The 19,515-nt window shown below is 66.7% G+C and carries 18 protein-coding genes; 5 read left to right on the forward strand and 13 right to left on the reverse strand.

The genetic code is table 11. The annotated features are described in order from the left end of the window. Window positions 1-52: 52 nt before the first annotated feature. On the forward strand, window positions 53-2,308 hold the full coding sequence (locus K7711_RS14990) for a glycosyltransferase family 39 protein (RefSeq protein ID WP_222970354.1): 2,256 nt from the start codon (window positions 53-55) through the stop codon (window positions 2,306-2,308). Between the two features lie 275 nt (window positions 2,309-2,583). Next, on the forward strand, window positions 2,584-3,234 hold the full coding sequence (locus K7711_RS14995; protein ID WP_222969861.1) for a hypothetical protein: 651 nt from the start codon (window positions 2,584-2,586) through the stop codon (window positions 3,232-3,234). A gap of 63 nt (window positions 3,235-3,297) precedes the next feature. Here the strand turns inward: K7711_RS14995 and K7711_RS15000 are convergent, their stop codons facing one another. The 12 genes from K7711_RS15000 to K7711_RS15055 all read right to left on the reverse strand — a co-directional run bounded on the left by K7711_RS15000 (window position 3,298) and on the right by K7711_RS15055 (window position 14,838). Further along, complete coding sequence (locus tag K7711_RS15000; RefSeq protein ID WP_308014733.1) at window positions 3,298-4,548, reverse strand: TetR/AcrR family transcriptional regulator; 1,251 nt, start codon at window positions 4,546-4,548, stop codon at window positions 3,298-3,300. A 192-nt stretch (window positions 4,549-4,740) separates the two neighbouring features. Continuing rightward, the gene (locus tag K7711_RS15005; protein WP_222969863.1) at window positions 4,741-5,673 is read right to left on the reverse strand and encodes an Rv1363c family protein; all 933 of its coding nucleotides are present in this window, start codon (window positions 5,671-5,673) and stop codon (window positions 4,741-4,743) included. Window positions 5,674-5,686: 13 nt separating this feature from the next. Next, entirely contained in the window at window positions 5,687-6,865 is a 1,179-nt protein-coding gene (locus K7711_RS15010) for an MlaD family protein (protein ID WP_222969865.1), read from the reverse strand. Continuing rightward, window positions 6,862-8,037: an MCE family protein gene (locus tag K7711_RS15015; protein WP_222969867.1), complete on the reverse strand. Its 1,176-nt coding sequence runs from the start codon at window positions 8,035-8,037 to the stop codon at window positions 6,862-6,864. Before K7711_RS15015 ends, K7711_RS15010 begins: the two co-directional genes overlap by 4 nt. Next, on the reverse strand, window positions 8,034-9,137 hold the full coding sequence (locus K7711_RS15020) for an MCE family protein (protein ID WP_222969869.1): 1,104 nt from the start codon (window positions 9,135-9,137) through the stop codon (window positions 8,034-8,036). Before K7711_RS15020 ends, K7711_RS15015 begins: the two co-directional genes overlap by 4 nt. Beyond that, a complete protein-coding gene (locus K7711_RS15025; RefSeq protein ID WP_235747197.1) occupies window positions 9,137-10,183 on the reverse strand; it encodes an MlaD family protein in 1,047 nt (348 codons plus the stop codon). The genes K7711_RS15020 and K7711_RS15025 overlap by 1 nt, the downstream gene beginning before the upstream one ends. Beyond that, entirely contained in the window at window positions 10,180-11,202 is a 1,023-nt protein-coding gene (locus K7711_RS15030; protein ID WP_222969871.1) for an MlaD family protein, read from the reverse strand. Before K7711_RS15030 ends, K7711_RS15025 begins: the two co-directional genes overlap by 4 nt. Continuing rightward, on the reverse strand, window positions 11,199-12,617 hold the full coding sequence (locus K7711_RS15035; protein WP_222969873.1) for an MCE family protein: 1,419 nt from the start codon (window positions 12,615-12,617) through the stop codon (window positions 11,199-11,201). The genes K7711_RS15030 and K7711_RS15035 overlap by 4 nt, the downstream gene beginning before the upstream one ends. Window positions 12,618-12,627: 10 nt before the next feature. Then, complete coding sequence (locus K7711_RS15040) at window positions 12,628-13,491, reverse strand: ABC transporter permease (RefSeq protein ID WP_222969875.1); 864 nt, start codon at window positions 13,489-13,491, stop codon at window positions 12,628-12,630. A 1-nt stretch (window position 13,492) separates the two neighbouring features. Then, window positions 13,493-14,311: an MlaE family ABC transporter permease gene (locus K7711_RS15045; RefSeq protein WP_235747280.1), complete on the reverse strand. Its 819-nt coding sequence runs from the start codon at window positions 14,309-14,311 to the stop codon at window positions 13,493-13,495. A 114-nt stretch (window positions 14,312-14,425) separates the two neighbouring features. Further along, window positions 14,426-14,626, reverse strand: coding sequence for a hypothetical protein (locus tag K7711_RS15050; RefSeq protein ID WP_308014734.1), 201 nt, complete (start codon window positions 14,624-14,626; stop codon window positions 14,426-14,428). Further along, window positions 14,614-14,838 (reverse strand): hypothetical protein, encoded by a 225-nt coding sequence (locus K7711_RS15055; protein WP_222969877.1) that lies wholly within the window; start codon window positions 14,836-14,838, stop codon window positions 14,614-14,616. Before K7711_RS15055 ends, K7711_RS15050 begins: the two co-directional genes overlap by 13 nt. Before the next feature lie 300 nt (window positions 14,839-15,138). Here K7711_RS15055 and K7711_RS15060 point away from each other — a divergent pair, with 300 nt between their 5' ends. The 3 genes from K7711_RS15060 (at window position 15,139) to K7711_RS15070 (ending at window position 18,728) form a co-directional block, all read left to right on the forward strand. After that, window positions 15,139-16,044: an oxygenase MpaB family protein gene (locus K7711_RS15060; protein WP_222969879.1), complete on the forward strand. Its 906-nt coding sequence runs from the start codon at window positions 15,139-15,141 to the stop codon at window positions 16,042-16,044. A gap of 153 nt (window positions 16,045-16,197) precedes the next feature. Continuing rightward, window positions 16,198-16,641, forward strand: a complete 444-nt coding sequence (locus K7711_RS15065; RefSeq protein WP_222969881.1) for an SRPBCC family protein — start codon at window positions 16,198-16,200, stop codon at window positions 16,639-16,641. A gap of 143 nt (window positions 16,642-16,784) precedes the next feature. Beyond that, window positions 16,785-18,728: an acetoacetate--CoA ligase gene (locus tag K7711_RS15070; protein WP_222969883.1), complete on the forward strand. Its 1,944-nt coding sequence runs from the start codon at window positions 16,785-16,787 to the stop codon at window positions 18,726-18,728. Between the two features lie 51 nt (window positions 18,729-18,779). Here K7711_RS15070 and K7711_RS15075 read toward each other — a convergent pair whose 3' ends face one another. Further along, window positions 18,780-19,502 carry an ABC transporter ATP-binding protein gene (locus K7711_RS15075; protein WP_222969885.1) on the reverse strand — a complete coding sequence of 241 codons (723 nt, stop codon included), beginning with the start codon at window positions 19,500-19,502 and terminating at the stop codon, window positions 18,780-18,782. Window positions 19,503-19,515 lie beyond the last annotated feature (13 nt).

Consider the following 19,515-nt stretch of genomic DNA (forward strand, 5'->3'; position numbering starts at 1 on the left):
GCTCTGGCGGACAACGGGGGAATCCGTGGAGGAAGGCGGGAACATGGTGTCGATGTCCGGCGTCGACGAGGGTGCGGGCAGCGTATCCGAGGAGCACGTGGGTACATCCGGAGCGCGGTCCCGGCGAGATCCCGGGAACACCCGGCCGCGCTGGGTGCGTCCGAGTCTGGCCGGACTGCTGATCGCGACGGCCGTGCTGTATCTGTGGGGGCTGAGTTCGGCGGGCTGGACCAACCCGTTCTACGCCGCATCCGTGCAGGCGGGTACGCAGGACTGGAAGGCGCTGCTGTTCGCCTCGCTCGACCCGGGCAACGGCATCACCGTCGACAAACCGCCCGCCGCGATGTGGGTGATGGCGTTGTCGGGGCGGCTGTTCGGGTTCACGGCGTGGTCGATGCTGATGCCGGAGGCGTTGATCGGGGTCGCGACGGTGGCGCTGCTGTACGGCGCGGTGCGGCGGTGCGCGGGATTTGCCGCTGGGCTGATCGCGGGTGCGGGGCTGGCGCTGACTCCGGTGGCGGCGCTGATGTTCCGCTACGACAATCCCGATGCGCTGATGATGTTGCTGGTCGTCGCTGCGGCCTACTGCGTGGTGCGGGCGTTGCGGTCGCCGGGGAGGCGGTGGTGGTCGGCGAGTACCGGCTGGTTGGCGCTGGCGGGTGTGGCGGTCGGCTTCGGATTCCTGGCCAAGATGATGCAGGCGTTCCTGGTGTTGCCGGGGCTGGCGCTGGTGGTGTTGGTGGCGCTGCCGGGCGGATTCTGGTCGCGCATCGGGAAATTGGTGACCGCGGGTTCGGCGGTGCTGATCTCCGCGGGCTGGTATGTGGCGCTGGTTCAGGTGTGGCCGGCGAATTCTCGGCCCTACATCGGCGGGTCCACCGACAACAGCCTGTGGGATCTGGCCGTGGGCTACAACGGTCTGGGCCGGGTTCTGGGGAACAAGAACAAGCATCAGGCAGCATCCGCGCACGCCTCGGTCGCCGGGACGGACGGCGCGACCGCCGGTGTGCATGCCGTCGCGACGCATGCACCGACCGCCGCAGCGCAAGGTGCGACGCACGGTACGGCCGATGCCGCGAATGGTGCGACGGCTGCGGCGCATGGGACGGACGCCGCTACGGCGACCGTGACGGATGGCTCGGCCACGCATGCGGCGGTGCAATCGCAGGCGCCGCATTTCGGGGGGATGGCGCACGGCGGGACCGGGTTGCTGCGGCTGTTCCAGGACTCGCTGGCGACCGAATTCGCCTGGCTGGTGCCCGCGGCGGTGATCGGGTTGCTGGCCGGGCTGTGGCTGACCCGCCGCGCGCCGCGTACCGATCCGGCCCGCGCGGCGTTGATCCTGTGGGGCGGTTGGCTCGTCGGGACCTGGTTGGTGCTCAGTTATATGAGCAGTTCGTTCCACACCTATTACACGATCGAGTTGACCCCGGCCCTGGCGGCGCTGGGTGCGATCGGCGGGACGTTGCTGTGGGAGCGACGTGCGCATGTCGCGGCCCGGGTGGGTCTGGGTGCGATGTCGGCGGCGACCGGTTTGTGGGTGTTCCATCTGCTCGACGGGACACCGACCTGGCTGCCCTGGCTGCCCTGGCTGCGGTGGACGCTGGTGATCGCCGGGTTCGCCGTGGCAGCGTTGCTGATCCTCGGAATCTCCCGGCTGCGGCGGTTCGGCGTCGTGGTCGCGGCCGTCGCGGTGATCGCCGGACTGGCTGGTCCGGCGGCCTACGCGGTGGAGACGGTGGCGTTGCCGCACAGCGGCGGGAGTCCGTACAGCGGACCGGTTCGCGTGCGCGGCAATGGGTCCGGGCACGAATCGTCGACCCGGAGTGCGCCGCGCCTGGATGCGATGCTGTCCGACGCCGACAACCGCTGGGCCGCTGCGGCTGTCGGCTCCCAACAGGTGAGCGCCATCGAATTGCGCACGGGTGCATCGCTGCTGGCCGTCGGCGGATTCAGCGGCCGGGACGATTCGCCGACCTTGGCGCAATTCGAGCAGTACGTCGCCGACGGGGATGTGCACTACTTCCTGATGAACGCCCGACCGCAGTCGCACGGTACCGGGCGGGTCACCGCGGCGGATGAAAGCGGTGCGCACACCACCAGCGCTCATCGAGACACCACGACAACACAGCCGGGCGCGGCGTCGTCCGCGACGGCTCGGCCCGAGAACTTGCCCGGATCGCCGAGTGCCGCTTCGAATCCGGGCACCAGCGGTGGCCGGATCACCGCCTGGGTGCAGGCGCACTACAGCGCGGTCACCGTCGACGGCGTGCAGGTATACGACCTGACGGTCCCGCCGCGCAGCTGAGCCGCGGACGTGCACCGCGCTCGGGAGGCGGCGCGGTCCGCCGCGGTGTTGATCGCTGGAATGTGTTGCGGCCGAGACCGAGTGACCGGGGACGACGACGATGTGAGGGCATCCGGCTCTGGCCTTGCCGGGGGCCTGATCTTCGGACGGCGTGGTGCACGGTCGGATTTCGGTCGTGTTCCGTTCGGGGGCGGGACGTTGCGGGCAGGTGTCGGTGTGGCATCTGGTGTGTGCGGGTCGGGGTGTTCGCCGGTTGCCGGTGGTACACCAGGGGTATGAGCGAGGTTGTGGCCGATACGCGGGAGATTCGCGGATGGTCGGCGGAGTACTGGGGATATCTGATGTGGGGTTTGGCGGCGGTGGCCATCGCCGGCCCCGAGCTGGCATCGGTGTTCGGGGTGGGGGATTGGCCGACCATCTCGAACACGGTCGGACATCTCGAGGCGAAGCATTCCTGGGTGCGCCTGGTGGTGGTGTTCGTGATCGTCGTGCTGGGCTATTACGCGGTGCCGCAGTTGCTCGCGCATCCGTCCCGGCCGCGGATCGTGCCGGGGCAGCAGGCCACGGCCAACGGTCGGGCCACCCGTGATGCGGAGGCCGTGCGATCCGGTGGGATGGGCTGGTATCTGGTGCTGGCCATTGCCGGGCTCGTGATCGGGTTGGCCGTCGCGGCCGGCGCCCGGCACATGCATCCGGGCACCTACGTCGGCGCATACGTGCTCTACGGGCTCATCGCGGTGCTGTGGGTGATCGTGCCCAGCGTGCTGGCGATGTTCTTCGCGCGAGAAGTGCCGTTCCCCACGCTGTTTCGCACCATCGGCTATCTCGAGCGTCGCGCTCATCCGATCGCCGCGATCATCCTCGCCCTGTTGGTGATCCTGCTGCTGCACCTGGCCTTCTACCCCTGGCCGCGCTACGGATCCTGAAGTCGCACATGAGAATCGGCTCAATAATGCCGCAGATCCGTTGCACCCGAAGGGGTTCGCGACCTACTGCGCCTCGCCGAAGAGCGTCACCTCGAGCAGGCTGATGACGCGGTCCTGGGGACAGATCCGATCGCCCTCGCCGAAGACGCGACCCAGGTCGACCACGAGGCTGAAGGCGGCCTGGACCAGGATGCGGGCCTGGGCCTGGGACAGTTCCGGACGCACCTGAACAAGCAGTTTCACCCATTCGGCCACGATCAGCCGCTGGACGTTGCGCAGCATGGTGCGCTCCTCGGGCGGCACGTGGCCGAACTCGGCGTAGTACACGAAGGTCAGTTCCCGCTCGGCGAAACAGCCCACGACGTACAGGTCGATCAGCTTCGACAGCGCCTCGGCCGGAGTGCTGGACGACGCGGTCGCCGGTCCGATCGCACCTGCCATCCGATCGGCGGCCCGCCGGAACGCGGCGGCCAGCAGATCGCTCTTACTGCGGTAGTAGCGGTACACCGCCGAGGCCGCCGACAGTTCCGCGGCCGTCGCGATGTCCTCGACGCTCACGTTCGGGTAGCCGCGCTCGTGGAACAGCTCCACCGCTTTCTTCAGCAGCAGTTCGTGTTTGAACGATTGCGGGATCTCCACCGCACGCGGTGTGCGCGGATCGGCCTGGGGCTCGGGCAGATCCGCGCGGACCACCGCCCAGGCGGCCGAATTCAGCACGGCTGTCAACGGTTTCACCGGCAGGGCGGCGTGATGGTCACCGACACTGCTGATCACGCTGAACAACGTCACCGCGCGGACCAGGCTGTCCCGGCTGCTCAGCTCCGGGCGCAGATCGTCGATCAACCGGCGCACCACCGCGATCGAGGTGCGGAACTGCTCGTCGAGGGTTTCCCGGTCGGTGTCGTCCAGATAGCGCCGCTCCCAGCGGGTCAGCGCGACCGTCGGGCGATTGGCGATGGTATCGGCGATCATCGCGTCGATCACGTGAGCCAGGCGCTGTTCGGGGGTCCAGTCCACCGAGTCGTCGGGCAGGGTGACCGTCGTGACGGTGCCCGATCCCAGCCGCAGCAGTTCCTCGCGGAACAGCGCGTATTTGCTCGGATAGTGCCGGTACAGGGCCGCGGAGGAGATGCCGAGGCGGGAGGCGATGTCCTCCATGCTCACGCCGTGATAGCCGAGGGAGCCGAAGGCGGCCGCCGAGGTCGCCGCGATCTGCGCCCGGCGGTTCTTGGGGCGGCGGCGGATCACCCGGTCCGGCTTTCCGGTCGTCGATACCTCTGCTGAGTGCGCGGTATCGCGCTGACCTCGGCTCACAGTGCTGGCCTGTCTTTCGGTGACGGCGTGCGCGCGCCGGATTTCGGTGTGCGCACGCGGCTGGCGGGTAGCCGTCGCGGTTGGTTCACCGCCGTGGCATTCCCGGAATGTTCATGATCGCCATGGTAGCTAGCAGGCGGTATGCCGCCTTCCCGTGCTACCGGCGGTCGTCGTTTCACAACCGTGGTACCGCTAGGAACCCGGCGTCGTCGCCAGCGGAGAGTCGACCTTGTCGACCAGCCAGCGGCCGCCGTCCTTCTCCAGGCGCATCGAGATCGACAGCTGGCCGGGCTCGGGTTTGCCCTGCGTACCGAGGCTGGTGATGGATTGCCCGACCACCACGATGGCCTGCGCGGAAGTGGCGTCGCCGGAGACGATCGCGCACTGCACGTCGTTCACCGTGGTCGCCACCTCGCCCTTGACCAGCACGTCACGCAGGTCCTTGCTGGTGGAGTCGAATTGCTTGTGCCAGTCCCCGGTCGCCCCCGCGAGGACGGCCTGGAAGTACGTGTCCAGATGCTTCGCGTCGTAGGTGGCCAGGACCGGCCCGTACTTGCAGGCGGTGTCGCGGGCCTGTTCCCGCGCGGTCAGGGTCGTCTTGTTGTGCTGATTCTGTAGGTAGAAATAGACACTCGAGGCGACCGCCGCGATGAACAGGATCGCGACGACGCCGGATACCGCGATCCGACCGGCCCGGCCGAGCCGGGGTCGACGGATTCGGCGGGCTCGGGGTTCGGCACTCGCCTCGGCCGTATCGGAATCGGGGGCCGAGGGTTCATTGTTGTCCTCGTCCGGGCTCGATTGGGCTGTACCGGAATCTTTCTCGGTCGATGCGACGTCGGCGGATACTGTGCCATCGGAATCGCTCGTCTTGCCCTCGGAACTTCCGCCATCGGATTTCGCGGCGGAGTCGGCACAGGTCGATGCTTCAGCGACGGTGGATTCGCCACTGGCGCTGATGGTTTCGGCGACCGACTTATCGGGAGCGGTGGAGTCGCCGGAGGACTCGGTACCGATCGAGGCGGCAGTCTCGGAATCCGTTTCCGGAAGCGGCTTTTCGGCGGCGGGAGTGGTCGACGAATCGGCCGGGTCCGGATCGGGCGCGTCGGTTACCTTGTCGCTCATGGGATTCAGCTCCTCAGTTGCCGGAGATGGGGCGGGACAGCTCGTTGCCGGTGACGCCCGGGGGCGGGCCGGAGCCGTTGTTCGGGATGTTGGGCCGGGGAGCGTTGGCCGAGCCGCGCACCTGCAGTGCCGGGTTGTCGGTCACGCAGTAGTTGTACAGGCGGACGCGAGTGTCGGTGACGGTATTCGTCGGGACGACCGGAATCGTCTTGTAGTCGCAGGTCGGTCGCGGCCAGGGATCGACGAGAGTGTGGTAGCTGCCGTCGTGGGCGGGGACGCCCAATGCCTGGATGCCTTGGCGCAGTGCGGGAAACAGCGTCTCGATGGCCGGTTGACGGAGTTTCGCCGCCTTGGTGATGGCGACGAAGTTGGTCACCAGATCGGTCATCGGGTCCTGATTCTGCGTGACGACCCCGCCCAGGGTGGCCAGATCGCCCGGACCCTGGTCCAGCAGTTTGCGGATCTCCCCGTCTGCCGCGGTGGCCTGCTGGAACAGTGCGGTGCCGCGGGCGGTGAGGGTGCCCAGATCCGGTTGCGCGTGCTGGGTGGTGTCGGCGATGACCTCGAGATTCTCGATCAGCTGACGGGTCTGCGGCAGCAGGTTGGTCAACCCGGCCATGGCCTCGCTGATCCCGGCGATCATGTTGCGCATTTCGTCCGGGCCGCCGGCGAGCGCCTTGTCCAGCTCGTTGATCACCACGTCCAGCCGGTCCGGATTCATCCCGCTGATCAGCCCGCTCATATGGGTGAGCACGTTCTGGATCGGCACGGGCACGCTGGTGCGCGAACGCGCGACGGTCGAACCGTCGGTCAGGTAGGGCCCGGTGTCGGCATCGGGACGGAAGTCCAGATACTGCTCACCGGCCGCGGACAACCGGCCCACGTGCACGGTGCCGCCCATCGGGATCCTCGTGCCAGCATCGATGGCGGCGACCGCGGCTATCCCGTCGCCCGAGACGCGCACATCGCGCACCGTCCCGACCCGGGTGCCGCGGAAGGTGACGTCGTCGCCGGGCATCAGTCCGCCCGAGTTCGCCAGATCCACGGTCACCTGGAAGGTTCGCGCGAAGGGGTTGAACCGCAACACTTCCCGGCCCAGGTAGCCCGATCCGATCACCAGTACCAGGACCAGTCCGATATTGGCCAGGGTGACGCGCCTGCGCACCAGCCATTGCCACAGCGGCGGATTCATCGCACACCGCCCTGCACGGGCACGCCCGGAATCGGCGAGGGAACCGCCGGATTCGTTGTGCTCGAGGGTATTCCGGGCACGGCATGCGGGGGACTGGTGACCCGCCCGAACACCTTCTCCAGCACCTGCGCCAGGCTGCCGACGAAGGCGGGCACATCACCGACCTCGGGCCAGCGGCTGCCCTTCGGATCGGTCAGCGCCCCCACGCTCAGATAGGAGACCGTCGCGGCGACCGCCAGCACCGGCCCGCGGATACTCGACATCAGTGAGGGATAGAGCGTGTGCAATTCGCTCAGTGACTGGGTGAAATTATCGCCCATCTGGGTGAATCCGGTCATCAGCTTCTGAATGCTGTCGAACAGGCTCAGGAATTGCGGTCCGGTGGTGTCGGTGAAATCGCCCATCGCGTCCATCGTGGTGGCCACCTTGGTGGTCAGGTCCACGATGCGCTGGTTGTTCTCGTTGAACAGGCCCAGCAGTTTCGGGAACGTGTCGGCCGCCGCGCCGAGTTCGGCCTTGTGCCTGGCCAATTCGCCGGTGAGCGAATTCATTCCGGCCAGGGTGCTGTCGATATCCCCGGTGCGCTTGTTCAGATCGATCATCACCGTGGTCAGCTCGGAGAGCAGATGCGCCAGTTCCGGTGCGCGCCCGCCGAACATGGAGTTCATCTCCGAGGTGATCTGCGCGGCCTGATTGATGCCGCCGCCGTTGACCAGCATGGCGATCGACATCATCAACTGTTCCACCGAGGCCGCGGTGCCGGTCCGATCCAGGCCGATCCGCGCGCCGGGTTTCAGCTCGGGACCGGCCTGCCGTGCGGTGGGCAGCGTCATCGCGACGAACATGTCCCCGAGCGGGGTGGCCTGCCGCAGTTCGGCGGTGGTGCCGGTGGGCAGCCGGATGTCGTCGCGGATCTGCATCTGCACGTCGGCGATGAAATTCGTGGTGGTGATCCTGGTGACGGTGCCGATATCGCTGCCGCCGATCCGCACGTGCGCGTGATCGGGCAGGTTGAGCGCATCGCGGAAGGCGGCGTGCAGGGCGTAACCGGGACCGCCGATACCGGGTTTGGGCATCGGCAGGTTCTGCACCGTGACCGCGCAGCTCGACGCGCCGAACAGCGCCGCGGCGGTCACCAGCGCGGCCGCGGCCCGGACTCGGATGTGTCTCATTTTCTCGTGATCCCCAGCAGTGCGGCGGTGAGCCCGAAGTCCGGGCCGAAATCTCGGATCTTGCCGGTGCGGCAGCCGTCCGAGCGCATCTGAACGCGCTCACAGAACGTCGACAGGGCCTCGCCGTCGAGCAAGGATTTGTCCAGCAGGCCGTGCAGCCGCAGCGCCTGATGTTCGGTGCTGGTCGCATTGGCCAGGTTCTGGAACATCAGCGGGCCGACGTCCACGACCTCGGTGAGATTGCGTGCGTTGGCGCGCATCTGATTGCTGATGGCCACGAACCGGGTCAGCGCCCCGGCCAGCTGATCCTTGTTCTGCCCGACCACGGTCGAGGTGTTGGTGACGAATGCGTCGAGCTGGGCGAGCACTGCCTGTAGCCCGGGCGCCTGCTGGCCGAGCAGATTCACCAGTTCGGTGAGTCGGCCGCTGAAATCCCGGACGGTCGAATCGTTCTGGGCGATCACCTGGGTGATGTCGTTCAGTTTGACGATCGTCTCGGAGATCTGGTCCTTGTTCGCCAGGGTGGTCTGGAAGGCCGAGGACAGCGCAGCCAGGGTGTCTTTCAGCCTGTCCCCGTTGCCGTTCAGCAGCGGGAACAGCACCCGGCTGGCCATCGGCCCGGTCTGGTTGTCGCCCTGCAACGCCGTGCCGAGCTGGTCGAAAGTCTGCAGGATGCGATCGAGTTCGACCGGTGTCCTGGTGCGCGGCAGGGGGATGTGCGCGTTGTCGGCCATCACCGGTCCCGAACCCGAATAGGCGGGCGACAATTCGATGTGCCGGTTGGTGATCAGCTGCGGATTCACCAGTGCGGCCATCGCGTCCGCGGGGATCTGCACGCCCTGATCGATACTCATCGTCACCTGGACGTAGCTGCCCTTCGCCTCGACCGAATCGACCTTGCCGACCGGGACGCCCAGCACATCCACCTCGTTACCGGCGTACAGCCCGGCGACGTTCTCGAAATCGGCGCTGATGTGCTGGCGCGAGCCGAGATACTGGCCCGACATCGAGCTCAGGCTGCCCGGCAGCAGGGAACATCCCGAGGCCAGTCCGGTCAGCGCGCAGACGGCGACGAGTTCGACCAACGCGCGAATTCTCATCACTTGCACCCCTGTACGGCGTGGGCGAAACACAGCCAGTTGTCCGGGAACAGCCACGGCGCGTACACATCTCCGTACGGACCGTTGCCGAGCACGTTGTTGAACTGGCGCAACGTGACCGGCATGATCTCGTACAGCCGGTCCAGGTTGTCCTTGTTCTTCTGCAGCCCCTCGGACATGGTGTTCAGGTCCCGGATCGTCTGGCCGAGTTGGGAATTGTTCTCCAGGCCCATGTCCTGGAACAGCCTCGACAGGGCCGCGACATTGTCCAGCAGCTGCTTCAACAGGGCCTGACGCTTCTGCACGGCCTCGCCGATCGCCTGGCCGCGGGTGAGCAGCATCAGAACGCTGTTCTGGTTGTCCGAGGCCAGTTTCGAGACCGAGTCCATACCTTTGAGCAGCGAATCGACCTCACCCTTGCGGTCGTTGATCACCTTGGCCAACTCGCCGATGCTGTCGAGCGCCTGCACCGCCAGCTGCGGGGAATCGCCCATCTGCCGGTCGAGGGTGTCCAGGGCGTTGCGCATCTGCTGCGGGTCGAGCTGCTCGATGCGATCGAAGGACTGCTTGTACTGCGGATCCCGGATGACCTTGCCCAGGTTGTACGGGACGCTGGTGCTCTTCAGGCGAATCGTATTGTCCGGCAGTCCTTTTCCGTCCCCGGGAGTCAGATCCACGTGCAGGCGGCCCAGGATGGTCTCCATCTTGATCGCGGCCTTGGCGTCCGGGCCCAGCCGCAGGTCACCGCGCACCCGCAGATCCGCGACGACCTTGGTCCCGGCCAGCCGGACCGCGCGTACCGAACCCACCTCGATGCCCGAGACGTCCACGGTCGCGCCCGCGCGCAGCCCGGCGGCCTGCTGGAATTCGGCGTGAATCGTCCTGTCCCCCAGCTTGGCCTGGGTCAGCAGACTCGAACCCGCCAGCAGGATCACCACGACGGCCGCGGCGAGCAGACCCAGTCGCAGGAATTTGTTGCCGAGAAATCCGGGCAGCCGCACCGACGGTATTCGCGGCAGTCGCATCGCGCGTATCCGTGCCATCATCGGCACACCTCCGAATGTGAATTGCCGCCGACCTGGGAGAACAGCCCCGGCGGGAGCAGCACACCCCACAGCGAGACGTCCAGGCTGCACAGATAGGCGTTGCCGTAGGCGCCGTTCCCGGAGAACTGCGCCACCCGATTCAGGAAGTTCGGTAGTTCGACCGCCGCGTTGTCCAGCGCCGCGCCGTTGGTCAGCAGCAGCGCGATACCGCTGGTGGCCTTGTTCTGCGCCGCCGCGACTCCCGGCTTGACCTGCGCGATGAGCCCGGCCAGCGAATCGGTCGACGCGGCGACCCGGTCGACCGAACTCTTCAGTGCCGCACCCTGGCTGTACAGGCCGTCCATCAGCGAACGGGTCTGGGTGATAAGAGTTTCCAGATCACCGCTGCGGTGGGCCAGACCGGTGATGACCGAACTGAGATTGGTGACCACATCGCCGAGGATCTTGTCGCGCTGACCGAAGGTCGTGGCCAGCTGCGCGGCCTGGGTGATCAGCTCGCTCATCGAGACGTCGTTACCCTGCAACGCCTGAATCAGCGTCTTGGACAATGAATTCACCTGATCGGGCTGTAGCACCGAGAACAGCGGTTCGAATCCGGACAGCAGTGCCGAGACGTCGAAGGAGGGTTCGGTGCGCTGGATCGGGATCTGTCCGCCCGGAGCTAGCGGCGTACCGGGATCCTGGCCGGGCATCAGTGCGATGTACCGCTGGCCGATCAGGTTCTGATAGCGGACCAGGGCCTTGGTGGTATCGGTCGGATGCTGTTCGGATTCGATGCGGAAATCCACCCTGGCCTGGTAGTTGTCACCGAAATCGATCTTGTCCACCCGCCCCACCCGGACACCGGCCATCCGGATGTCGTCGCCGACCCGCAGTCCGAGCACGTCGGCGAATATCGCCGAATAGCTCTGTGTCGCACCGGAAACCGACCGTTGCAGGGTCGAGTACATGGTGTAGGTGAGCACTATCGCGACGACCGCGAACAGGCCGAACCCGGCCAGTGCCTTACCGGATCTCATTGCCTCGCACCGCCTTCGCTCACCGTCAGATGTCCACCCGAGAGCACCGGGCCGAGCAGCAGGATCTGTGCCATGTTCGCCTTACCGCCGACCACCGCGTCGACCGCGGCCATACCGCGCAACGATGCGGGATGTACTGCGCCGGAATCGGTTCGGTCGTGATCGGCCGCCGGTGCGGTGATCCCCGGAATCCGGGGGAGGCCGGGCAGCTGCGACAGTCCGGGCAGCAGCGGCTGCGACGGTCCGGGGGCCGAGGCGGCCGGAGCCGGTGTCGGCAGCGGTTTCGGCCCGGCCGCGTCGAGCCACTGCGGCAGCATCGAGGCCGGATACTGCTGCGCTGGGGCGACGGCCGGGACGCTGGGCCCGCCGCAGCGGGGTCCGCGCAGGCTGCCGTAGTGCGGGCAGTCCTTCGCCGTGTACTGCTGGAACGGGGTGAAGGTGACGTCCATCGTCCACACCATCTGTTTCTGCGGGCCGTAGTGGAATGCCGATTGCAGCCGCCGCAGTGCGATGTTGAGGTTCGCGGCGGTGAACGGAATGGCCTGGGGATCCTCGGCGAGGCTGCCGAACAGGCCGTCCAGACCCGAGACGAGATACTTGCCGGAGTTGGGGTTCCGGGCGAACAGGGCGTTCACCGAGTCGATCGTGCCCGAGGCATTCGTCAGCAGCGCAACGAGATTCGACCGCTTCTCGGTGAGAGTGCGCGCCGTGGTGACCGACTGTGCCAGTACGCCGACCAGATCCGGCGCGGACCGGCTCAGCGCCTGCGAGGCCCGGCCCAGATTGCCGAGCAGATCGCCGATGTGCGGAATGTCGTGCACCTGGGTGAGCCAGGTGTCCAGGCGTTCGACCGTGGAACCGGGCACCCGGGAGGAGGAGTCCAGCGCCGCGGAGAACGTCGCCAGCACCCGGCCCAGCTTCTCGGGCTGGATCTTGTCCAGCACGTTGCGCAGGGTGTCCAGGGTGGTCTGCAGGGCGATGGTGGGTGCGCCGGTGTCCTCGGCGATGGTCATCCCGCTGTGCAGGGTGGCCGCGTCCGGGCCGTTGTCGACCAGTTCGACCGCCGTCACGCCGAAGATGTTGCTGGGGATCGCGCGTGCGGTGACGTTCGCCGGAATCGTCCCGGCCACAGCGGGTTTCAGGTTGATTTGCGCACGTTGACGCACGCCCGCGGCTACCACGTCCACCGTATCGACCGTGCCGACCAGCATGCCGCGGAACTTCACGTCGGCATGGGCGGGCAGCCCGTCGCCGGTGCTGGTGAGCATCGCGGTCACCGGCACCTTCTCGGTGAAATGGCCGGTGTAGCGCAACATCAGCAGGTACAGCAGACCGGCCAGGGCCAGGATCATCGCGATGCCCGCCAGGCCGAGCCGACGGGCCGTGGCGCCTCTGCCACTGGGATCGAGGATCATCTCGGCGCCCCTATCCCGAGATCCGGAATCCGGGGTCGATCCCCCAGATCGACAGGGTCAGAAACAGATCCGCGAAGACCGTCACGACGATCACCATCTTGATCGCGCGCCCCGCCGCGGTCCCCACGCCCTCCGGGCCGCCGGTGGCCACGAAGCCGTAGTAGCACTGGATGAACGTGGCCAGCAGCGTGAACAGCACCACCTTGAGCAGTGAGTAGAACAGGTCGTGCCCGATCAGGAACTGGTAGAAGTAGTGGTCGTAGGTGCCTGCGGTGGTGCCGCCCAGGAACAGCACGGTGAGTTTGGTGGCCAGGTAGGCCGCGCCCAGGCCGACGCTGTAGAGCGGGACGATCGTCACCGTCGCGGCGATCATCCGAGTGCTCACCAGGTACGGAAGTGGCCGGATGGCAATGGATTCCAGCGCGTCGATCTCCTCGGAGATGCGCATCGAGCCCAGCTGTGCGGTGAATCGGCAGCCGGACTGGATCGCGAAGGCCAGGGTGGCCAGGATCGGCGCGAGCTCGCGGGTGGTGGCGAATCCGGAGATCGCGCCGGTCAGTGGGCTCATGGTGAGCAGGTTCAGCGCCGTGAACGACTCCATCCCGACGATGATCCCGCCGAACGCGCACAGGATGAACACCACGCCGACGGTGCCGCCGCCGACGATCAGCGAGCCGTTGCCCCAGCCCACATCGGCGGTCAGGCGCGCGACCTCGCGCCGATAGTGCCTGAGTACGAACGGAATTCCGGCCAGTGCCTTGAAGAAGGTGATCGCCTGATGTCCGAGCCGCTGGTTGGCCTGCACCGGGACCATGGCGGCCGTGCCGACCGCCCGGAGCGGGCGCACGGACGGCGGAATGTAGGTACTGGCCATTTCAGACCACCTTCGAGGGGAGCAGCGTGTTGTCGAGCTGGGTGAGAATGATGTTGGTGGCGAACAACATCAGCGCCGAGCTCACGACCGCGGAGTTGACCGCGTTGGCCACGCCGCCGGGGCCACCGTGGGCGTGTAATCCGATGTCGCAGGCGATGATCGCGGTCAGCACCCCGAAGATCGCGGCCTTGGTCAATGCGACGAGCAGATCGTCGGCGACCGCGAACGAGGCGAACGAGCCGATGAACGAGCCCGGCGTACCGGACTGCGCGTAGACATTGAACATGTACGCGGTGGCGAAGCCGACGAAGACCACGAAACCGCACAGCAGCATGCTCACCAGCACCGCTGCGGCCATGCGCGGCGCGACCAGCCGGCGGACCGGATCCACGCCCATCACCATCATCGCGTCGATCTCCTCGCGGATGGTGCGCGAACCCAGATCGGCGCAGATGGCCGAACCCACCGCGCCCGCGATCATCAACGCGGACACCAGCGGAGCGCCCTGGCGGATGATGCCCAGACCCGCGACCGCGCCGATTAACGTGGTCGCGCCGACCTGGTTGACCAGCGCCCCGACCTGGATGGAAACCACCACCGCGATCGGGATGGCGACGAAAACCGTTGGCGCGGCGGACACGTTGGCCATGAAGGCGCACTGCTTGATGAACTCCCGGTACGGAAATCTGCGCTGTACCAGTGCGAGCACCAGCTGGATGAACGCGTCGCGGCCGAGCATCACCTGACGGCCGAGGGTTTCCAGGGACTGTTGCGGATGGCGTCGCCACAGCCCACTCACCGACTCGGTGATCCGCCGCAGCTCACCCTCCGCGGGCGGGTAGGGGCGCTGCGAGGGCGGCAGCGACCGTTCGGGAACCGGTGTCCGGGTCACGGGTGCCGATCCTTTCTCCAGGGCCGATCGGCTCGGTACGACTTAGTTCAGGGTTGTCAGATGGTGGTCCAGCAGGACCAGACCCGCGCCGATCGCCGCGATCACCGCCGCGAATCCGCAGAGCACGATCAGCCAGAGTGCGAGTCGCACAACAGGATTGACCTTCGTTCGGCCGCCGAGAATCCTGATCGCGATCACCAGGAGGTCGATGAGCCACACCAGCGCGAGCATTACGTCATGCACACATTCGAGAAGGTGAGCACGGGCCAGCACACGATGGATCCGAGGAACGAGATCAGGACGTCGATGCCGTGCATGTTCCGCAGCTGGGAGGTGTGGGTGAGGCTCCAGATCACCCCGACGATCCCGTACGGGATGCCGATCAGGATCAGCGTGCCCAGGAACTCCGAGACCCGCATCTCGTAGCTGAGCAGCCGGTCGAGCCGTTTCAACATGGTGGTGTCCGTCCTTTCGGATGCGTGGCCGCCCGGATGAGACGAGTGCCCGCGGCTGCGTATGTTACGGATGATTCCTCCATAAATGGAAGGGTTTGGTCAAGATGACTTCGGATTCGGCTGCAGTTCTGCGCATGTGAGGCTCGCATTGAGGTCCTCGTGCGGAGATTAAGTTATTGACTATTCCGGAGTTGATCTGACCGATTCTGTTCCGTTCGGGACCTGTTCGCCGCTATGCTCGGCGACTGTGCCGGTAGTTTCGAGCGCAGCATCGGCAGCTGCGAGAAGGGCGGGGTGGCGATGACCGCTGCACGGGCCTTGGAGCCCTCCGACATCGAACCGTTGACCGTCGAGCAGACCCGGATCCACATTCCGGACGGGCATCGGCTGGGGTCCAAACGTCCACCGCGACTGGGTGATGCGCTGGACTTCTGGCAATTCGCCGGCGCCGCGGCCAATGTCGCGATGCAGATGTCGCGACCGGGAGTCGGGCACGGTGTCGCGGACAGCAAGGTCGAATCCGGTGCGCTGATGATCCGGCCGTGGAAACGCTTGCGTACCACCGCTTCCTACCTCGCGGTCGCCGTCCTGGGATCCGAGGAGGAGAAGACCGCGTTCCGTGAGGCGGTGAACGTCGCGCATCGGCAGGTCAAATCCGAGCCGGGTGCGGCGGTCGAGTACAACGCGTTCGACCGGGATCTGCAGCTGTGGGTGGCGGCGTGCCTGTACATCGGATTCGAGGATTCGTATCAGCTGTTGCACGGGAAGATGAGCCCGGAAGAGGCGGAAGCGTTCTATCGGACCTCCTCGCCGCTGGGCACGACTTTGCAGGTGCCGCAGGACATGTGGCCTGCCACGCGGGTCGAGTTCGATGTGTACTGGAACGAGGCGTGCCGGTCGGCGGTGCTGGACGACAAGGTGCGCGCCTACGTCGACGACCTGCTGAACCTGCGGATGATCCACTGGTATCTGCGAGTGTTCTTCGGCGGTCTGCTGCGCTTTCTGACCGCGGGATTCCTCGGGCCGTACTTTCGGGAGCAGATGGGTGTGCGGTGGCGTCCGATCGATCAGCGGCGCTTCGAGAACCTGTTCGTCTTCGTGGGATTCGTGAACCGGTTCATCCCCCGATTCGTCCGGTTCGCGCCGACCTACGTGCTGATGCACGACGTCCGCAAGCGGATGCGCAAGCATCGCGCTATGATCTGAAAAGCGTGCTGTCACAATCTGTTACGTCATCGCAACGGGTCGCGGGCCGGTCTCGAAACCGCATCGATTCAGCTCGCTGCCCTGGCTCGCCGGGGTAGCGCATCGTAGGCTGCGCTGCGAGTCCCGCACCCCTGATGAACGGAGTCCCGATCGATGCGCACGGTGAAGCTGGAGCGCACCATCCGGGCACCCCTGGCCGATGTGTTCGAATGGCTCACCGACGCCACGAATTTCCAGCGGGTGCCGATCATCCGGCGGGTGACGCTGGTGCGGCCCGGCAATCTCGTCGAGCACGGCGTCGGCGCGGTGCGGCTGCTGGTGACGCCGCTGGTCCGGGTCACCGAGGAGATCGTCGAATACGAACCGCCGCGCCTGATCCGCTACAAACTGCTCAGCTCCTACCCGCCGATGCGAATCCAGGACGGCTGCCTGGAGTTCAAGGAGACCGAGGGCGGCGCCTGGATTCGCTGGACCGCCCACTTCGAGGTCGACGCACCGCTTTTCGCCGATCTGTGGACCGCGGGGATGGCGCCGATGGTCCTCGGGGGGATTCGCAGTGTGCTCGGCACCGCCGAGAAGGAGCTGCGGCGGCACTGAGCCGGTGTTTCGGCATGTCGCGCGTGTTCTGCGCCGCGCGCGGGGTGGTGGGCGGACAATAGCTGGTGCGTGATGCCGGCCCCCCGGGCGTGCGGGTCGGCGGGCATGCGATGGATTCCCCCTGTGCAGGAAGGTGGAGGGTGATGCAGCCGCAGTGGGTGCCTGAGGAGAGTGCTGTCGCGAGGGCGCGGATCACCGACTTCGAGCGATTCGTGACCGGACGCACGGGGATCGAATTCGCGGACTACTACGCGTTGTGGGAGTGGTCGGTTCGCGATCCGGCCGGTTTCTGGGGTGCGCTGTGGGAGTACTTCGATCTGGGACCGGCGCCGGAGCAAGTGCTTGTGAATGCGGATATGCCTGGGGCGCAATGGTTTCCGGGGACACGCGTGAATTACGTGGATCGGGTCGTGCGGCAGGCGCGCACCGATCGATCGGCCATCGTCTCGGCCACCGAGGGCGGTGAGCTCACCGAGTTGTCCTGGGGGGAGTTGCTCGGCCGGACAGCGGCATTCGCGCGGGCACTACGCGAGCGAGGGGTCGCGCCCGGTGATCGCGTGATCGGCTATCTGCCCAATATCGCCGAGGCGGTGATCGCCTTCCTGGCCACCGCATCGATCGGTGCGGTGTGGAGTGCCTGCGGGCAGGACTATTCGGCAAAGGCAGCGCTGGATCGGCTCGGTCAGCTCGAACCGGTGGTGCTCGTGACCGCCGACGGCTACCGGTACGGCGGAAAGGCCCACGACAAGCGCGCGGACATCGCCGCGTTGCGGGCGGGCCTGCCGGGGTTGCGGGCGACGGTCGTGGTGTCCCGGCTCGGTGGCGAGGTGCCCGATTCGCTGGATTGGGCACAGGTCAGCGCGCCCGGCGATATCGAAATCACCACGGAGCCGGTGAAATTCGATCATCCACTGTGGATCCTGTTCTCCTCGGGGACCACCGGCCTGCCCAAGGGGATCGTGCACGGCCACGGCGGCGTGCTGGTCGAACATCTGAAAGCGACTGCACTGCAATCGGATATCGGTCCGGACGACGTGTTCTTCTGGTACACCAGCCCGTCCTGGATGATGTGGAACTTCCAGGTCGCCGGACTGCTGGTGGGCGCGACCATCGTCTGTTACGACGGCAGCCCGGCCTATCCGGCGCCGGATGCGCTGTGGGACATCGCCGCTCGCACGCGTACCACCGTGCTGGGCACGAGTCCCGGTTACGTGCTGGCCTGTATCAAGGCGGGCGTGCGGCCCGCGCGGGACCATGATCTGACGGCGCTGCGCACGGTCGGGATCACCGGGGCCTCGTTACCCGAACCCTCCTCGTTGTGGCTGGGGGAGAACGTCGGTGAGCATGTGCAGGTGTCCTCGATCAGCGGCGGGACCGATGTGGTCTCGGCGTTCATCGGTGGCGCGCCGAACGTTCCGGTGTGGCCGGGTGAGCTGTCGGTGCCGTTCCTGGGCGCGGCGGTGGACGCCTGGGACGAATCCGGAAAACCGGTGCGCGGCGAGGTCGGCGAGCTGGTGATCACCGCGCCGATGCCGTCGATGCCGATCCGGTTCTGGCACGATCCGGATGGATCACGGTATCGGGCAGCGTATTTCGAGATGTTTCCCGGCGTCTGGCGGCACGGCGACTGGATCACCGTCACCGATCACCGCAGCGTCGTGGTGCACGGCCGGTCGGATTCGACGCTGAACCGGCACGGCATCCGGATGGGCTCGGCCGATATCTACCAGGCCGTGGAATCGCTGCCGGAGATCGCCGAAGCCCTGGTGATCGGCGTCGAACAACCCGGCGGCGGCTACTGGATGCCGCTATTCGTGGTCCTGGCCCCCGGCGCCGAACTCACCGGCGAACTCCGCGAACGGATCGGATCGGTGATCCGCACCGAGGTCTCCCCGCGCCACGTCCCGGACGAGATCATCCTCGCGCCCGGCATTCCGCACACCCGCACCGGGAAGAAACTCGAGGTGCCGATCAAGAAACTCTTCCAGGGTGCGGAAGCCGCTCGCGTCGTGGAACGCACCGCCGTCGATGACCCCGACCTGTTGGACTGGTACGGAGCGGTCCGGATGCCGAAGGCCACCGAATAGCGCAGCGGCCGCGGCGACTCGGATGGCTCGACGGCGCGCTGTAATCGGCTGTCAGGCGACCAGTTCTGTGGTCTCGGCGGTGAGTTTTCCATCGACCATCCGGAATACGGCGTCCATCCGGTGGAGGTGGGCGCGGTCGTGCGTGACCAGGAGGGTGGGGGCGGCGTGATCGCGGACGATCCGCAGGATGAGGTCCATGACGGCGATGCCGCGTTCGGTGTCCAGAGCGCTGGTGGGTTCGTCGATGACGAGCAGGGCCGGGTCGTTCATCAGGGCGCGGGCGATATCGATGCGTTGCCGCTGGCCGCCGGAGAGCTGGGACGGGCGTTTGTGTTCGTGTCCCGACAGCCCTACGGCATCGAGGAGACCCCTTGCTCGGGAACGTATTTCGCGTCGGCGGCGGTGTGTGGTCGTGCGCCGGCCGCCCAGGTGGGCCATCACCTCGAGCTGTTCGGCGGCGGTCAGAGCGGGGATGAGGTTGGGTTGCTGGAAGACGATGCCGATTCGTTCGCGTCGCAGGGTGGCGGTCTCGCGGCGGTTCAGGGCGGCCAGATCGACCGTGCTGCCGCCGGTTTCGAGGAGTACGCGGCCGGAGTCCGGGTGCAGCAGGGTGGATGTCACCGCCAGCAGGCTGGATTTGCCAGACCCGGACGGTCCGGTGATGGCGGCGATCCGGCCGCCGTCCACCCGCAGATTCACCGAATCCAGGGCGGTGATGCGTTCGCCGCCATCGGGATAGGTGAGGGTGACGTTGTCGACGGTCAGTGTGGTCATCGAGAACTCCTGT

Source organism: Nocardia coffeae, assembly GCF_019890715.1.
Lineage (GTDB): Bacteria > Actinomycetota > Actinomycetes > Mycobacteriales > Mycobacteriaceae > Nocardia > Nocardia jiangxiensis.

What these genes read in the sequence shown, in the direction of transcription:
- K7711_RS14990 (WP_222970354.1), top strand. Translation starts at nt 53, where the DNA reads ATGTCCGGCGTCGACGAGGGTGCGGGCAGCGTATCCGAGGAGCACGTG.
- K7711_RS14995 (WP_222969861.1), top strand. Translation starts at nt 2,584, where the DNA reads ATGAGCGAGGTTGTGGCCGATACGCGGGAGATTCGCGGATGGTCGGCG.
- K7711_RS15005 (WP_222969863.1), bottom strand. Translation starts at nt 5,673, where the DNA reads ATGAGCGACAAGGTAACCGACGCGCCCGATCCGGACCCGGCCGATTCG.
- K7711_RS15010 (WP_222969865.1), bottom strand. Translation starts at nt 6,865, where the DNA reads ATGAATCCGCCGCTGTGGCAATGGCTGGTGCGCAGGCGCGTCACCCTG.
- K7711_RS15015 (WP_222969867.1), bottom strand. Translation starts at nt 8,037, where the DNA reads ATGAGACACATCCGAGTCCGGGCCGCGGCCGCGCTGGTGACCGCCGCG.
- K7711_RS15020 (WP_222969869.1), bottom strand. Translation starts at nt 9,137, where the DNA reads ATGAGAATTCGCGCGTTGGTCGAACTCGTCGCCGTCTGCGCGCTGACC.
- K7711_RS15025 (WP_235747197.1), bottom strand. Translation starts at nt 10,183, where the DNA reads ATGATGGCACGGATACGCGCGATGCGACTGCCGCGAATACCGTCGGTG.
- K7711_RS15030 (WP_222969871.1), bottom strand. Translation starts at nt 11,202, where the DNA reads ATGAGATCCGGTAAGGCACTGGCCGGGTTCGGCCTGTTCGCGGTCGTC.
- K7711_RS15035 (WP_222969873.1), bottom strand. Translation starts at nt 12,617, where the DNA reads ATGATCCTCGATCCCAGTGGCAGAGGCGCCACGGCCCGTCGGCTCGGC.
- K7711_RS15040 (WP_222969875.1), bottom strand. Translation starts at nt 13,491, where the DNA reads ATGGCCAGTACCTACATTCCGCCGTCCGTGCGCCCGCTCCGGGCGGTC.
- K7711_RS15055 (WP_222969877.1), bottom strand. Translation starts at nt 14,838, where the DNA reads ATGTTGAAACGGCTCGACCGGCTGCTCAGCTACGAGATGCGGGTCTCG.
- K7711_RS15060 (WP_222969879.1), top strand. Translation starts at nt 15,139, where the DNA reads ATGACCGCTGCACGGGCCTTGGAGCCCTCCGACATCGAACCGTTGACC.
- K7711_RS15065 (WP_222969881.1), top strand. Translation starts at nt 16,198, where the DNA reads ATGCGCACGGTGAAGCTGGAGCGCACCATCCGGGCACCCCTGGCCGAT.
- K7711_RS15070 (WP_222969883.1), top strand. Translation starts at nt 16,785, where the DNA reads ATGCAGCCGCAGTGGGTGCCTGAGGAGAGTGCTGTCGCGAGGGCGCGG.
- K7711_RS15075 (WP_222969885.1), bottom strand. Translation starts at nt 19,502, where the DNA reads ATGACCACACTGACCGTCGACAACGTCACCCTCACCTATCCCGATGGC.